Origin of the sequence: Ferrovibrio sp., from assembly GCF_002796975.1 — a bacterium.
Lineage (GTDB): Bacteria > Pseudomonadota > Alphaproteobacteria > Ferrovibrionales > Ferrovibrionaceae > Ferrovibrio.
This window is the reverse complement of the sequence record NZ_PEKV01000004.1, coordinates 379422-395283: the sequence shown is the minus strand read 5'-3', so window position 1 is coordinate 395283 and position 15862 is coordinate 379422. Positions and strand designations below refer to the sequence as shown.

11 protein-coding genes and 1 tRNA gene are annotated in these 15862 nt (G+C 60.8%); 9 read left to right on the top strand and 3 right to left on the bottom strand.

Annotation, left to right across the window (positions count from 1 at the left end; genetic code table 11):
* From CTR53_RS04590 to CTR53_RS04570, 5 genes are all read left to right on the top strand, one after another.
* Positions 1-249: Crp/Fnr family transcriptional regulator (locus CTR53_RS04590; RefSeq protein WP_290809619.1), on the top strand; the 249-nt coding region annotated here is incomplete at its 5' end.
* The gene (locus tag CTR53_RS04585) at positions 249-737 is read left to right on the top strand and encodes a class I SAM-dependent methyltransferase (RefSeq protein ID WP_290809618.1); all 489 of its coding nucleotides are present in this window, start codon (positions 249-251) and stop codon (positions 735-737) included. The genes CTR53_RS04590 and CTR53_RS04585, both read left to right, overlap by 1 nt.
* Before the next feature lie 79 nt (positions 738-816).
* A complete protein-coding gene (locus tag CTR53_RS04580; RefSeq protein ID WP_290809617.1) occupies positions 817-2952 on the top strand; it encodes an NAD(P)-binding protein in 2136 nt (711 codons plus the stop codon).
* A gap of 3 nt (positions 2953-2955) precedes the next feature.
* Positions 2956-3999, top strand: coding sequence for a P1 family peptidase (locus CTR53_RS04575; RefSeq protein ID WP_290809616.1), 1044 nt, complete (start codon positions 2956-2958; stop codon positions 3997-3999).
* Between the two features lie 12 nt (positions 4000-4011).
* A complete protein-coding gene (locus tag CTR53_RS04570; RefSeq protein WP_290809615.1) occupies positions 4012-5499 on the top strand; it encodes an ABC transporter substrate-binding protein in 1488 nt (495 codons plus the stop codon).
* A 76-nt stretch (positions 5500-5575) separates the two neighbouring features.
* Here CTR53_RS04570 and CTR53_RS04565 read toward each other — a convergent pair whose 3' ends face one another.
* The gene (locus CTR53_RS04565; protein ID WP_290809614.1) at positions 5576-6781 is read right to left on the bottom strand and encodes a hypothetical protein; all 1206 of its coding nucleotides are present in this window, start codon (positions 6779-6781) and stop codon (positions 5576-5578) included.
* A 258-nt stretch (positions 6782-7039) separates the two neighbouring features.
* On the opposite strand from CTR53_RS04565, the gene CTR53_RS04560 reads away from it, so the two are divergent.
* The 4 genes from CTR53_RS04560 (at position 7040) to CTR53_RS04545 (ending at position 12388) form a co-directional block, all read left to right on the top strand.
* Positions 7040-7116 (top strand) — tRNA-Arg (locus CTR53_RS04560).
* Positions 7117-7633: 517 nt separating this feature from the next.
* Positions 7634-9727: a cyclic nucleotide-binding domain-containing protein gene (locus tag CTR53_RS04555; protein WP_290809613.1), complete on the top strand. Its 2094-nt coding sequence runs from the start codon at positions 7634-7636 to the stop codon at positions 9725-9727.
* 123 nt (positions 9728-9850) lie between these two features.
* The gene (locus tag CTR53_RS04550; RefSeq protein ID WP_290809612.1) at positions 9851-10717 is read left to right on the top strand and encodes a hypothetical protein; all 867 of its coding nucleotides are present in this window, start codon (positions 9851-9853) and stop codon (positions 10715-10717) included.
* Between the two features lie 9 nt (positions 10718-10726).
* On the top strand, positions 10727-12388 hold the full coding sequence (locus tag CTR53_RS04545) for a hypothetical protein (protein WP_290809611.1): 1662 nt from the start codon (positions 10727-10729) through the stop codon (positions 12386-12388).
* Positions 12389-12403: 15 nt separating this feature from the next.
* On the opposite strand, the gene CTR53_RS04540 is transcribed toward CTR53_RS04545, so the two are convergent.
* A complete protein-coding gene (locus CTR53_RS04540) occupies positions 12404-14098 on the bottom strand; it encodes a hypothetical protein (RefSeq protein ID WP_290809610.1) in 1695 nt (564 codons plus the stop codon).
* A gap of 26 nt (positions 14099-14124) precedes the next feature.
* A complete protein-coding gene (locus CTR53_RS04535; RefSeq protein WP_290809609.1) occupies positions 14125-15858 on the bottom strand; it encodes a multiheme c-type cytochrome in 1734 nt (577 codons plus the stop codon).
* Positions 15859-15862: the final 4 nt, after the last annotated feature.

The following is a 15862-nucleotide window of genomic DNA, read 5'->3' as shown; positions in this document are numbered from 1 at the left end:
CCGCTGAAGGTGGCGCATCTGCGCCAGAACGATTTCGTCGGCGAAATTGCTATCCTTTGCGATGTACCGCGCACCGCGACAGTGACGGCAACGCAGGAAACCACGGTGCTGCGGATCGAGAAGGATCTGTTTTTCCGCCTGATCGCCGATTTCCCGCAGATCGCCATTGAGATCATGCGTGTCCTCGCCCAGCGTCTGGACCGCACCACAGCCGATCTGCGCGAGCTTTCTGCCAAGCTGAAGACCTGATGAGCCGACTGGATAGTTTCATCGCGCGCCTGTCCGCGCAGCGCGAATTGCTGAACTGGGCGATCGACTGGGTGAAGCATCGGGAGGGACCGGTGCTGGAGATCGGCCTGGGCAACGGCCGCACCTACGATCATCTTCGCACCGGGCTGGGCGCAGACCGTGTCTATGCTTTCGACCGCGCGGTGAATGCCAATCCGCTGTCGATTCCGCCGGCCGACCGGCTCATGCTGGGTGAATTCGGCGACAGTCTGCCGGCTTTCGCTGTGCGTCATCCAGGTGGTGCTGCCATGGTACATAGCGATGTCGGCCTGGGCGATCCGGAGGCCAATGCGCGTCAGGTCGTGCAGATGAGTAATTGGGTGCCGCCGCTGCTGGCGAAGGGTGCGCTGCTGCTCAGCGACCAGAAACTGACGCATCCCGACCTGCTGCTGCAGCCGGTGCCCGTCGCGATTCCCCCGGAGCGTTATTTTGTTTACCTGAAGGCTTGAGCAAACTCCCTGACTACGCGTCAATAGGCGTATGACTGCCGGGGCATGGCGGCAGCGATAACAGGGGGATTGCCGACCGATGTCGGACGCCAGGAAAAAGAAGATTGCCATTCTGGGCGGTGGCGTTGCTGCGCTGACCAGTGCCTTTTATCTCGCCTCGCGGCCCGGCGCCGCCGATACCTACGACATCACCGTCTATTCAATCGGCTGGCGTCTCGGCGGCAAATGTGCCACCGGCCGCAACCCGGATTTCGGGCAGCGCATCGAGGAGCACGGTATCCACGGTTTCCTCGGCTCGTACTACAACACCCTGGCGATGATGACTGAGTGTTACGACATGCTCGGTCGTCCGCCGGGCCAGCCGCTGGCCACCTTCCAGGAGGCATTCTATCCGGTCGACAGCATCCTGTGCTGGGAGTTCCGCAACTATGGCTGGGTGAACTGGCCGCTCCACCTGCCGCGCAATTCGCTGGAGCCGTGGGATCCGACGTCGATGCCGACGCTGGAACACTGGATTACCGCGATCGTCAATTTCCTCAATCATTTCGCCGACCGTCATCCGGCCGGTACGACGTTGATGGAAAATACCCAGCTGAAAGCCGCTGGCGCCATGCTGAAAGGCCTCAGCGCTCATATGGAGGCGATGACGCGCGGCGACGCTGGCCCATTGCAGAAGGCCATCGAGCAGTTCCTCGATGTCTTCAAGAAATCTGTAGAGAATCTGATCGTCAACAACGATCCGCTGCGTCATCTCTACATCACGATCGACTATTTTCTCACCATGCTGCGCGGCGTCCTGGCCGACGATGTGCTCAACAAGGGATTCGACTTCCTGGACGACGAGAATTTCTCGGACTGGTTTGCCCGCCATGGCGGCTCGATGCTGATGATCTCGTCGCCGCTCAGCCTCAACACGCCGAACCTGTCTTATCAGTATCCCGATGGCGACACGACACGGCCGCCCCGGATGGCGGCGGGCGCCTATCTGCACTGGACCCTGCGCGAATTCGCCTATCTCGGTTCCTTTGGCTGGCTGTTCGCCGCCGGCACAGGCGACACCGTGGTGGCGCCGCTGTACCAGGTGCTGAAGCGGCTCGGCGTGAAATTCGAGCTGTTTCACAAGGTGCGCGAAATCACCGCCACGCCGGACGGCAGGAGTGTGGATGAAGTGGTGTTCGATATTCAGGCCACGCTGAAGGATCCGGCCGCAGGCTACGAGCCGCTGATCGATCTGCCGCTCAAGGCCTACGGCGGCAAGACGCTGCCGGTCTGGCCGGACCGCCCGCTCTATGATCAGCTGGTCCAGGGCGAGGCGATGAAGGCCGCCAAGGTGGATATCGAAAGCTACTGGACGCCGTGGCAGCCGGTTGCCGAGAAGCGCCTCAAAGTTGGCAAGGATACTGATACGGTAATCTGCGCCATTTCCATCGGCGCGCTGCCGATCCTGGCGCCACAGCTGATGCAGGCCAATCCGAACTGGCCGCCGATGGTCGATAAGATCAAGACGGTGCAGACCCAGACGCTGCAGATCTGGATGAACCGCACGCTCAAGGATATGGGCCTGCCCTTCGAGTACCAGAACTATGACCGGTTGATCGGCGCCACCTTTGTCAATCCCATTGACGGCGTGGCCGATTTCACCGACCTGATCCCGGTCGAGGACTGGCCGGAAGACCATATGCCGAAGTCGCTGCTGTATTTCTCGGGTGCGGCACCGCAATACGACGCGCAGCCGCCATTCAGCGATCACGATTACCCCGTGCGCGAGAAGGCTCGCGTGAAGGCTCAGGCGCAGCAGTACCTGCAGGCCTGCATGGGCGCACTGTTGCCGAAGTCGACCACCAACGCCGTGAATCCGCCGGGCGATATGATCGGCTTCGATTTCGGCCAGTTGGTCTGCCCCTATGACGATGCCAAGACACTCGGCGTTGCCCGGCTGGGCCAGCAGTTCTGGAAGCCGAATATCGATCCGACCGAACGCTACGTCACCTCACCGCCGGGCAGCACCAAGTATCGCCTCAAGGCCTGGGATTCAGGCTTCGCCAATCTGGTGATCGCCGGCGACTGGATTTACACTGGCCTGAATGTCGGCAGCTTCGAGGGCGCCTGCATGGGTGGCAAGCTTGCGGTGCATGCGGTCGACCCGGCCGCGATGCCGCTCGACAAGGTCTATGGCTACCCGCTCAACATGGGGCCAAAAGCGGAGAATCTGTAATCCATGGGAAAAGCCGGGCCGCTCAATCTTCTGACTGATGTGCCCGGCCTGCTGGTCGGCCATGTTGCCGACGACAGCCGGCGCTCCGGTGTCACGGTCGTGCTGCCGGAGCAGCGCGCGGCCTGTTCGGTCGATGTGCGGGGTGGCGGCTCGGGCACGCGGGAAACCGACCTGCTGCGTCCGGAAGCCACCGTGCAGGCGGTGGATGCAGTCTGCCTCTCCGGCGGTTCGGCCTTCGGCCTCGATGCCGCCTCGGGCGTGATGCACTGGCTGGCCGAGCGCGGGCGCGGCGTGAATGTGCGCGGCCATATCGTGCCGATCGTGCCGGCCGCCATCCTGTTCGATCTCCATAACGGCGGCGACAAGGCCTGGGGGGCCGAGCCGCCGTATCGTGGCCTTGGCCTGCAGGCCTGCGATGCCGCTGCAACCGGCACATTTCCGCTCGGCAATGTCGGTGCCGGTTATGGTGCCACGGCCGGCCTGATCAAAGGCGGGCTGGGCAGTGCATCCTGGGTAGAGCAAGATGGGCTGGTGGTTGCCGCGATGGTGGCTGTCAACGCGGTCGGCAGCGTGCTAACGCCGGGAAATCGCAGCTTCTGGGCCGCACCCTGGGAACAGGACGGCGAATTCGGCGGCGTACCATTTGCTGCCGCCAATACTGCGCATGGAGGTATCGATCTCGGCCTCGCCGCCGAGTCCCGGGTCGCCAGGCCTGCCGAAGGCAGTCATACCTGCATCGGTGTGATTGCCACCAATGCGGTGCTCGACAAAACCAGTTTGCGTCACGTTTTAGCCATGGCGCATGACGGCCTGGCACGCGCCGTTCGACCGGTCCATACGCCGTTCGATGGCGATACGCTCTTTGCCCTCGCTACGGCGACGTGGCAGGATACATCGGGCGCTGACCGGTCCTGGCTGGTTGCCAGGGTAGGCAGCATAGCCGCCGACTGCGTTGCCCGTGCGGTGGCGCGGGGCGTCTGGGCCGCCGAACCGTTGGGGCAGCTTCAATCCGCCCGCACAGTATTGGCGGCGGCAACGAAATTCTGAAGGAGGGAAGTCATGCAGGGTTGGAAACTATTTGCGGTCGCACTGGGTGCGACGGCAGCATCGCTTGTCGGCGGCCAGGCCGTCGCGCAGGGCAAGAATTCACTGGTCATAGCCATGACGCTGGAACCGCCCGGCCTTGATCCGACGATTGCTCCGGCCGCCGCAATCGGCGAGGTGGTGCATTACAACATCTTCGAAGGCCTGACCAAGATTGCCGAGAATGCCGAGGTGCAGCCGCTGCTGGCCGACAGCTGGACGGTGTCGCCGGATATGAAGGTCTTCATCTTCAAGCTGAAGTCGGGCGTGAAGTTCAACGACGGCACGGCGTTCGATTCTGCCGACGTGAAGTTCTCATTCGAGAAGTATGCCGGTGAAAAGAGCACCAACAAGCGCAAGGCGGTATTCACCAATATTGCTTCGATTGCGACCCCCGATGCGCAGACCGTAACGATCACGCTGAAGAAGACCGATCCGACCTTCCTGTTCAGCCTGGGCGAGAACACCGCAGTGATCACTGCGCCGGAATCGAGCGACGGCAATGCCACCAAGCCGGTCGGCACTGGCCCTTACAAGCTGGAAAACTGGGTGAAGGGCGATTCCGTCACCCTGACCGCCACTGACACCTATCGCAATGCATCTGCTGTAAAGATGAAGACGGTGAAGATCCGTTTCATCGCCGATCAGGGCGCCATGGTGGCCGCGATGCGCGCGGGCGATATCGATGCGATCCCGGTCGGCATCACCGGCGAGAACTTCCGTGGCTTCGAGAAGGACAAGCGCTACAAGACGACGGTTGGCTCGACCGAAGGCGAGACCATGCTGATCATCAACAACAAGCGCAAACCCTTCGACGACGTGCGCGTGCGCCGGGCTTTGACCATGGCGATCGATCGTGCGGGCGTGCTGGAAGCGGCATCTGCGGGCTACGGCAAGCTGATCGGCAGCCATTTCCCGCCGCACGATCCTGCTTATGTCGACCTGACCAAGCAGTATCCGTATGACCCAGCCAAGGCCAAGGCACTGCTGAAGGAAGCCGGCGTCAACAACCTGGAAGTCACGCTGCGCCTGCCGCCGCCGGCCTATGCGCGTCAGGCAGGCGAAGTCATCCAGGCCATGCTGAGTCAGGTTGGCATCAACGCCAAGATCGAGAATGTCGAGTGGGCACAGTGGCTGGACGGCACCTTCAAGAACAAGAATTTCGACCTGACGGTGATCAGCCATGTCGAGCCGAACGATTTCGTGAAATACGCGGATCCGGACTATTACTTCCAGTATGACAGCAAGAAAGCGCAGGAACTGATCGCCAAGATCAACTCGACGCTGGACAAGGCCGAGCGGACCAAGGCTCTGCAGGATCTGCAGCACCTGCTGGCTGACGATGCGGTGAATGTCTATCTCTACAACCTGCCGCGCCTGGGCGTGTACAAGCCGGGCCTGACGGGCTTCTGGGTGAATGCGCCGATCTTCGTCAACGACCTGACGGCAGTCTCCTGGCAGTAAAGCCAGGAGGCATCCGCCTCAAAGAAAAAGCCCGGCTGGAAAGCCGGGCTTTTTTATTGTGCTCTGGAAGAGCGGCTTAACGGACGAAGACCTGAACCTCGTTGGCGGCAGCCTGGCCGCTGCTGCCGGCCGAGACATTGACGCGGCTGGTCGGCAGGCCCATATCGGCCAGCGAGCGCACCACGCGGTCGGCGTTGCGGCGAGCCTGGTTCTGGTTGCTGGCCGTCTGTGCCTGCGTGCCGCCGGCAGCGACAGCCACCACGTCGAACACGGCATTCGGCTTGCGGGCCAGCGCCTGCGACACGGCATTGTACAGTGCCTGCTGATAGGGCACGTCGGCGCGGTCGAAGCGGATCACCACCAGCGGCGTACGGCCACCTGCAGTGAACGGAGCAGAAGCGGCATCGGCGGCGGCAAACTGCTGCGCACCGGCATAGAAGTTGGCGCGGTTGCCGAGACCCGGACCGAGCAGCTCGCCCTGCTTGATGGCGGCCGACAGCGTGGTCAGGTTGGCGCGCTCGGCGCCGATATAGTTGGTCTGGCGCGCGACGTCGGTGCTCAGCTCGCCCAGCAGGCGATCAATCAGCACGACGGTCTTCGAGGTTTCGTCTTCCAGCACCGAAAGCTGGCGATGGTCTTCGTCGATGGCGCCCTGCAGGCTGTAGGTCGACTTGATCGACTGCAGCAGGTAGGTCGACATGGCGGAATCGGCGGCGACCTGGTTGGCCAGGTTGCTCAGGTTGCCGGCATCGGCCGCCATGCGGTCGAGATCGGTCTGCGCCTGGGTCCACTGGCTGACCAGAATCGGGTTGCCCGGCGTGGTACCCATCTGCAGGCGGGTCGAGACCGCCGCGACGGTGCCGTGATAGCGCTGCGAATTCTGGGTCGCGTTGGTGCGTACGGCCTGCAGCTGCTGGTTCCGCTGGGTGACCTGCTGCTGGAGCTGCGACAGCTCACCGCGCATCTGCTGCACCTTCTGGCCGACGAGAGTGCCGGTGGAAGTCGCCTGGGTTACGCCCGGGACGACGAAATTGGTGTTGCCCATGGCCGGCTGGGCCTGCGGGCCCGGGCTGAGAGTCGGATTCGGATTGGCCTCGGCGGCCGAAGCCGGGATCTGCTGGCGGGCGACGGGCTCGGTTCCGGCTGGATCGGCGGCAGTCAGCGAAGGCCACAGTTCGTCGTTGACGTATGAGCAGCCTGACAGCATCAGGGCGAGCGTAAGTGTGCTCGCCGAAGCCAGAATTCGGCGCCTTTGCGCCGGATTACGAACTGGATGTGCCATGCCGCGCGGTCTCGTGTTAATTGTTCTGACGTCTGCTGGCCTGGAAGGCCCCCCCCGCTGCATCGATCAGCCTGACGGGAACTGCCGCCGCGGACCTTCTGCAGACTGTGGCATTCTAGGGGTCGGCATACCTGCCCGCAAGCGTCATCTGCCAGTAGAATCCGAGGCTTGCACGGCAGGGCGGTATTCCGGGCTTGGTACTTGCGCGGCCCCGGTGAATTGAGTAGGTTCCGCCCCCGTCGCGGTACCGCGGCTTGCGCGCTCGTAGCTCAGCTGGATAGAGCACCAGACTACGAATCTGGGGGTCAGGAGTTCGAATCTCTTCGAGCGCACCAGTTTTTAAAAGGCCGGTCAGTCACTTAGTGACAGCCGGCCTTTTCATTTTACAGTGCCATAGCCTTTGTCTGGGACTTTTTGAAAATTCCACTCAATTCCTTCACAGGAATTGATCTGATAGCAGGTGTTTCGAGCTTCGGGTGAGGGGCAGGGTCAGTAATTGCGCTCGCTTCCTGCGCGGCAATCCTCAAAGCCTTTGACTCGCCAGTCCTGTTCCGAAGGCCCTTTCCGTTTAGCGTCCGGATTATCGAACTCGCTTTGCCGCGGCGAGAATCCTCGCATTCCATGCCCTTTCCCCTCAACAGCATGTCTTATTGTATGAGGCTGAGCCCTGCGGGCGACCTGCAGCTTCAGCAACCTGTCGCACAGTCCGACCTGAATTTTCCCAACCACCTCCTCAAAGCGTCATAGCCTGCTTGATCTTCAGGCCTTGCGCTTGGACAGGTCGGCCGGCAAATTGACAGTGCACTAACGTAAAACTAGTATGAATCAGCGCGTTGTGCGCGAAGTGGGGGCATGGGGAACCATTATAAAATAGCCGTTATTGGCTCCGGTCCGGCGGGGCTGGCTGCTGCCGCGCGGGCGGCCCGAAGGGGCGTCGCTCATGTGCTGTTGGAACGCGCGGACCATATTGCAGACACGCTATTCCGGTTTCAGAAAGGCAAGACTGTCATGGCAATGCCTGACATCCTGCCGCTGCGTTCGGATATCGCCTTTGGTATGGGCCGGCGCGAGGAAGTTCTCGGCAAGTGGAACGAGCATCTTTCCGATGGCATCAACCTCCGACTCGGAACCGATATTGCCAGTGTAAACGGTCAGCAGGGCGCCTTCCGGCTGACCACATCGGGGGGCGAGGTCGTCGAAGCCGAAACGGTTATTTTGGCCACAGGCCTGCAGGGCAATATCAACCGTTTGTCGGTGCCGGGTGCAGATTCGGCAATTATCCAGTATCAGCTCGACGACCCGAGCGAATACTTCGGCGAGACGATTGTCGTCATCGGCGCCGGAGATGCCGCCATCGAGAATGCAGTTGCGCTGGCGCAGCAGAATACCGTCATCATTGTGAACCGCAGCGGCGAATTCGCCCGCGCAAAGCCAGGTAATCTCGATCTGATCACTGCCGCGATCACGAAGGGGCAGGTCGAGTGCTATTTCAACGCTGCGCCCGTTTCTGTCGGCCCGGACTCGATCACGCTGCAGACGGCGCGCGGCGATGCAGAAATCCGTTGCGACCGCATCATCGCGCGGCTTGGTGCCAGTCCGCCCCGCCGCTTCCTGCAATCCTGCGGCGTAGTCTTTCCGTCAGATAGTGCTTCTGCTCTGCCGGAAGTCAGCAGCACCTACGAATCCAACGTACCTGGCCTGTATATTGTTGGCGCGCTCGGTGGCTATCCGTTGATAAAACAGGCGCTGAACCAGGGTTATGAAGTCGTGGAGCATATCCTCGGCCATCCGGTCGAGCCGGCCGACGAACAGGTTCTGCGCGAGAAATTCGCGGTTCTAGGCAGCATCGATGTCGGTGCAATGATCGACCGCATTCGCGCCCGGGTGCCGATCTTCTCGGGGCTGAATAGCTTGCTGCTGCGTGAATTGTTGCTCGATTCCACGGTTCATGTCCTCGATCCTGGCAGCGTCGTCTTTCGCAGCAATGATTACTCGAACAGCTTCTACACCATCGTCGACGGTACCGTGGACATTCAGGTTGACCCGGCGCGCGCCGTTACGCTTGGAAGCGGTGAGTATTTCGGCGAGATGGGGTTGATATCGGGACGCCGCCGCACGGCGACCGTAGTCGTACGAGACAGGTGCCTGCTCATAGAGACGCAACGGCGCACGATGCTGAAGCTCAGGGCGTCGGTGGACGAAGTCCGTGACGCCATGGATCGCATTGCGGTGATGCGACAGATCAGCAGCTATCTTGCTCCCGGATTGCGCCCCGACAAGCTGCAGCACCTCGCTGCCACGGCGGTCATCCGCCATTTCGGCGCGGGAGAAACCCTGTTCCGACAGGGAGAGGAAGGCGACAGCCTTCACATTATCCGCTCTGGATCCGTCACGGTTTCGGCAGCGATCGGCGGCCGTGAAGTCGTCATGACTTATCTTCCCGCCGGCAACTACGTTGGCGAAATGGCTCTTCTGGCGAATACCCGGCGCACGGCTACGGTGCGTGCGGCGGTGAAGACAGAGACGATCTGCATAGACGGTGCGGCTTTCAAGACGATGATTGCCGATGAGCCGGCTCTGCGTGCTGAGATGGAGCAGAGATTCAGCGAGCGGATCGCCCACAACGAGCGGATGGCCAATTCGCCACAGGCCGGCAGCGTCATAGAATTCCTGGTCGCGCAGGGGCTGGGCGAAGCCACCGATGTGCTGCTGATTGACGAGGCACTTTGTGTCCGGTGCGACAACTGCGAGAAGGCCTGTGCCGAAACGCATGGCGGCGTTTCGCGGCTTGATCGTGAGGCGGGCCCAAGAATGGCATCACTGCACATTCCTACGTCCTGCCGCCATTGCGAACATCCGCATTGCATGACCGAATGTCCGCCAGATGCGATCCGCCGCAGCCCGAATGGTGAGGTCTATATNNCGCAAAACTGCCGTGAAATGTGACATGTGCAAAGACCTGACCGCTGGCCCGGCCTGCGTGCGGGCCTGCCCGACGGGTGCCGCGTTGCGCGCAAGCCCCGAGCAGTTCATGTCACTCGCGGCACTAACGCAGTTCCGGTAAGTCATATGAAACAACCCGGGCAAAAAGTAGGGGTGGGACTCAGTCGCGGCGCAGTGATGGCAGCGCACGACTTCCTGTTTCTGAAAATCAGCTGCGCTGTCACGATCCTGGTTTTGGGGGTCTACGCCTGGCATAACCCGGCTGGCGGACCAAAAGGCGACACCTGGCTGGGATACACGCTCGGCATCGGCTCCGCGCTTGTGGTTTGCTGGCTGGCATATTTCGGCATCCGGAAGCGACGCTATGCCGCCGGCAGTGTCGATTTGCGCACTTGGCTGGCCGCGCATATATATCTTGGCGTCCTGGTAATCATCGTAGCCACGCTGCATAGCGGCTTCAGGCTGGGCCTCAATCTGCATGGGCTCGCATGGCTGCTTCTGGTGCTGACATGTATCAGTGGAGTATTCGGCCTGCAGGCCTACATCCGCTACCCACGGCTCATGGTTGCGAACAGGGGCGGCATCGCATTCGATGCGTTGCTGGGACAAATTGCCGACGCCGATCGTGAGATGCAGGCAACGGCCATGCCGATGGGAGATGATCTCAGTCGATCCGTCCATGCGGCCATCACCGGAACGACACTATCCGGGACGGCCTGGCAGAGACTGAGCGGCCGCTTTGCGGCCTGTCCGACCGCAAAGATGCGACAGACAGTAGAAACCATGTTGCGGTCGCCAAGTGTCGACGAAGTGCCGGCACTGCGTCAGTTGCTGGCGCAGGTGATCCGGAAGGAAGCATTGTTGGCCAGGGTGCGGCGAGAACTGCAGCTCCTTGCCTGGCTGCAGGTGTGGCTGTTCTTCCATATCCCACTAAGCTGCGCGTTGCTCGCGGCGATAACCGCCCATGTGACGGCGGTTATGTTCTTTCTCTGAGGTGCGCTGATGCGCGCGACTCTGATATTTCAAACCCGTCGTGGCGACCATGCAGTGCTGCGCCGCGAGAAAGTGGTCAAAACGGAAATTCTGCGGATCGGTCGTGGTGCGGATTGCGAGTTGTATCTGCCAGACCCCCGGCTTCTGCTGCTGCACGCCACGGTTCATCGGCGCCCCACCGGTTTTTGGATCGAAGCAGCTGGAGAGGCACTGATCGGAATCGGCGATGCCCAGCTGCAAACGGCGGCATTGCAGCCGGGGACTAAAATCAGGGTGGGGCCGTATTCCGTATCGGTGGAGGCGGTTGATGGCGGGAATATCAGCCTGACCGTCGAACTGGTCGACCGGCTCGGAGATGGTCTTGAACGCCTGCGCGGCAGTGCCAGCGCCAGTTTGCCAAAGCTGCTGCTAAGCCGCAGGCAATGGGCATGGGTGGCGACGTGCTGTGTTCTGCTGCTCGGACTGCTTGCGCCGCTGGCGCAATACTACCTTGTCTCATCCAAGACGCCGCCAACCGGGCGCGAACTGGCCCTGCGCCACGGCGTCACGCCTGGCTTCGACAGGCTGTGGCTGACCGGTCCAACCTCGTCTGCCCACAGTCGCTTTATCGGCAATTGTACGGCGTGCCATGCCTCGCCGTTTTCGCCGGTAGCCAATGCGTCGTGTCAGCAGTGCCATGGTGAAGTGCATCAGCATGCCGATCCGGCAATTCATCCGGCGGCCGATCTGGCCCAGCAGTCCTGCACCAGTTGCCATTTCGAGCACAAGGACAATGCCGGGCTCATGGCTGCCGGCAGCGGCACCTGTGTAGCCTGTCATGGCAGCGGAAAGACTGCCGTCACCGACTTCACGTCGGCCCATCCGTCATTCCGGGCCACTGTTCCTGACGGGAAGGGTAATATGGGCACCACGCGCGTGGCGTTGCATGGCGCGGGTCCTGCCCTCGAACATTCAGGTTTGAACTTTCCGCATGATCGGCATCTGAAGCCGAACCTTCGGACCCCTGCAGGAGAGATGGTGAACCTGGAATGCGGGTCGTGCCATCGTCGCGGCGTCGGCGACGCAGGTTTTGCACCGATACGGTTTTCCTCGGATTGCCAGGGATGCCACCAGCTTTCCTTTGATGCCGCTCTGCCACGGCGCAAACTACCGCACGCCGAGCCGGATGCCCTTCGCAGGTTCCTCGAAGACACCTATGTGGCTACCGTCGTAAGTGGCGAATATGCCGGGGCCGACCTGCCGGCGCGGGACGTCCGGCGGATTCCCGGCGGCCCATCTGCTATGGAAGTGCCTGAAAGACTAATGTTGCGGGACTGGGCCGTCGCTCGTGCCAGGGAGACCCTCAATAGCCGGCTGGTGCGAGGCCAGTGCGGCGAATGTCATACCGTAACTGACGCTCCGGCTGGCGCCTTCTCGGTTGCCCCTGTGCAGATGATGGACCGGTTCTTCCCGGCGGCGCGCTTCGACCATGGCCGTCACCGCGGCGTTGCTTGCGAAAGCTGCCACGCCGCCACGCAGTCATTCACGGCACGTGACGTATTGCTGCCGGATGTAGGCACCTGTCGAACCTGCCATGGCGGCGAGTCGTCATCGCAGAAGGTGCCTTCAACATGCTTGAGCTGTCATAGCTTCCACCACCAGTCGGCACCGTTGGCGGCTCAACGGCCCTGATGATGGGCCGATGGGTTAGAATTTGACGCGGATTTCAAACCGGATGCCCGCCGTGTCGGCATCTTCACTGCGCCAGGCCTGAATGACATCGGCCCTGAAGATCGTGGCCATCGACAGCGGAATCTGGTACCGCGCGCCTATGGCGTACTGATCGCCTTTAGCTGTGCGGCCGGGTTTGTTGTTGCCGCCAATGACCTGCGCCGAGGCCACTTCGACAACGACCTGCTGGTCGAGATTGAACAGATACTGAATCCCCACAGCGCCGCCATAGGTGTCGTTGGCGGTATCGTCGAGCTTCGGGAAACCAGTCAGGCCGTCGGTTTCGAAGTTGATGCCGACCGTCTTGAGGATACCGCCGGCGCCAAAATCGCGTGCCAGCGATTGTGGCCGGTCGCGACCGACGAAGAAGTTGGCATAGGGCACAAGAGTCAGCGGTTTGCTGGTGATGAGCGAGTTCTCCATCACCAGCAGATAGCCATCGGCAGTTTGCCGGTGGCCCAGTGCAGGCTTTTGGCCGAAATTCCAGACGCCACGTACGGAATTCGACAACCAACCGCCATAGCGTCGTGTGAATGCCAGCGTGGCATTGTGGTAGTCGAAATCGAAAGCGCTGCCGCGCCTGTCATGGGTGTAGCCGTAGCCGGCCTCCAGATAGCCTTCCTGCAGATCGGCGAAGGCAGCGACGCCGAAGATGCTGGCGCTGTTGTCGTCCTGGATGTTTCTCGCGGTCTCGCGAATAGCCTGAGTGGTGACTTTATCGCTGCCAGCAAAGAAAGTGAGGTCTATATTGCTGATGTCCAGTAACCGGCTGTTCCGTGCCGGAATCGTCATGGCGCCGCCAAGGAAGGCGTCTTCAAGCCACAAACCATTCTGGAAAAGCAGGGGCATCAGACCGAAAGCGATGGGAATATCGTACGCATTGTATTCCCCGGTTAAGCCGGCAGCCAAAGCGCCCAGATCTCCCTCAAAGAACAGCGTTTCTATATTCCCATCAACCTGAAGATCTCCCCGCTTGCGATCGTCACCGAAGAATTCGTAGCGGGTGAACTGTCCTTTGTTGCCCTTGTCGAAAGGACGGACGAACATGTGGATTCGTTCGGTCGACGTGAGCTTGAGGTCAACATCGACATTAAGTCGGGTTGCGACGAGGCCAGTTTCCGTATTGCCGTTGTCGTTCCACGCGACAGCCGTGCGCCAGTCGCCGTAGACCAGCAGTTGCGGTCGGGCGAGGTTCTTTTCGCCGAAGAGGTTAATGGAATCCGGGAGAGGCCCCTCCTGATACATTGGATGGCCGAGTTCCAACGGGGGGCGCGGACCGTTGACCCGGCTTTTGCCGCCGTAGATATCAATCTGGCTTTTGGTATCGTAGGGGCCGGCAGGATAGACGGGGTCACCGCTGAACTTGTCACGCTCGTAAGTTGTCGCCGTGGCTCCGGGTGACATGCTTGGCGGTGCCTGCTTTTCAGGATGATAGGCAGGTGCCCTGGTGGGCTCCGTCGTGGCTGGGTCGACACGACGCAGTGTTGGCGAGCCTCCGGTCTGAGCGATAAGCGGAGGAGTGTCGTGTTCCACCGGCTTTTCCTGCGGCAGGGGTGTGCGTCTCAGCGTCGAGGCGCGATGCCCGTCCAGGGAATCGGCCGCAAATGCAGTGCCAGCCGCAAAGCATGTCGGTGCCAGAAGCAGGCCAACGGCGATGACCGTGCGCCGCATCACACGTCTGGTGCTGTGCCGCATTCTCATTTGATCTCGAATGTCACCGCATAGGGATGAATATCGATCATCCACTCGTTGATACTTTGCTCCATGTCTCGCGTGGCGCCGACGAATTTCATGAAATAGATGGGCTCTGCGCGGCTGCGCATGCGCACCTGGAGCGTATAGCGACCGGGTTTAGTGATCTTGTTCGCGTCGACCTTGTAGCGGGCATCGCGCCAACCCAATGGCGGAAGGGAGCGGGATTCCATGCGAATGAACGGTGGATGATTGAGCACGGTCGTTGGTACGCCGGACGGGCGGATATGCGGAATTTGGTCAATGTCGAAGTTCACCGGAAGGTACATTTCCCTGTCCGTGCCCTTGACATTGGTGGTGAGAAACTTGCTCTGCAGATTGAACAGTTGGTCGTCCAGTTTGATTTTCCCGGCCGCGACCTCGAGCGAGTGAAGGTCTGCCATATCGCCATTTCCGTCGACATAGCCGCTCTCGAAGACACGTTTGCCGTCCGGATCAAGCAGGACGACGTTGAGCCAGATTTCGGGCTGGGCCCCGAGGGAGCCGGATGGAAGATTGTGACCGGTATCGACATTTGTCACGCGGTACCGGAACTTCAGTCTTTCTCCGAGCTTTGGCGGCGAGTCGAAGAACGGACCGTCGATGCGCGATCCATTTTCCATCACAGCGATGCGCGACTGTCGTTTGTCCTCCAACATAGCGACATTCTGATCGAGCACTTCACGCGCGGCAGTGCGGGATTCCTGAGTCTGCCAGGGGGCCGGAAAGGCTGGTGATGCAATTTCGCGACCGGCCAGTTTCTTTTCCCAGTCCGGCTTGCCCCATTCAGACCGGTAATCGAAGGCAAGCCATTCGCGGATTTCCCAGCGCAGGGATTTCGGATTGAACGGAAAGAGCCCAGGATGCGCGATCGGGTAGCCCGGGCCATGGAACATATGGTTCGAATGTTTCTGATCGGTGCTGCCCACGACCTTGCCGTTGACGATGGCAATCGGCCAGGTGTCGAACCCCTTGGCTTCGCCCGGAACCTTACCCATGTGGCATTCCTGGCACGTCACGCCGCTGCGCGCTGCGGGAGAGTCTCGATACTGATCCCAGACCACTTCCAGCTTGATACCAGGATGCACGGCGACCTGGTGGCAGGAGACGCAGAACTCCGACTTGCTGATCTGCTCGAATTTGACCACAGGACCGTGAATCGGACGGCCCGGCTGCCCGGGTTTGGTTGAGACGCCGTATTCATCTGGATCAGCGAGTACATTCGCCAGCTCATTGCCGGTTCCGGCATTGTAGATTGGCTTGTTTATATCGCCAGGAACGATCTGTCGTTCACCATTCACTTTTCCGAATTGGTCTTTCACGCGATGGCAGGTAATACAGGTCACGCCTTCGCGTGCGATGGCGGAGCGCTCCCACAGTGGTGTTTCGCGAGGCTCGCCGCGTTGCGTGCCGACCTGCTGATGGCAGCGGACGCAAAACGAGCCGATAGTACCCGAAGCCAAGGTATTGATGGCTTGCTCGAACTTGTGAAACATCGGCGAGATCGACGCATATGCATGATTTGAGGCAGACCATTCCGAAAACACCTTCGGATGGCAGGCCCCGCATTGCACGGCACTGGGATAGGACGTCGTAGCGAACAGATCGGCATGAGGATCGTCCGCTGCCTTGCCTGCCGTGGTGACGGACAGACAACCAGAAACCACCATTGCCATCACGGCCAGATCGACGTACCTCATCGGC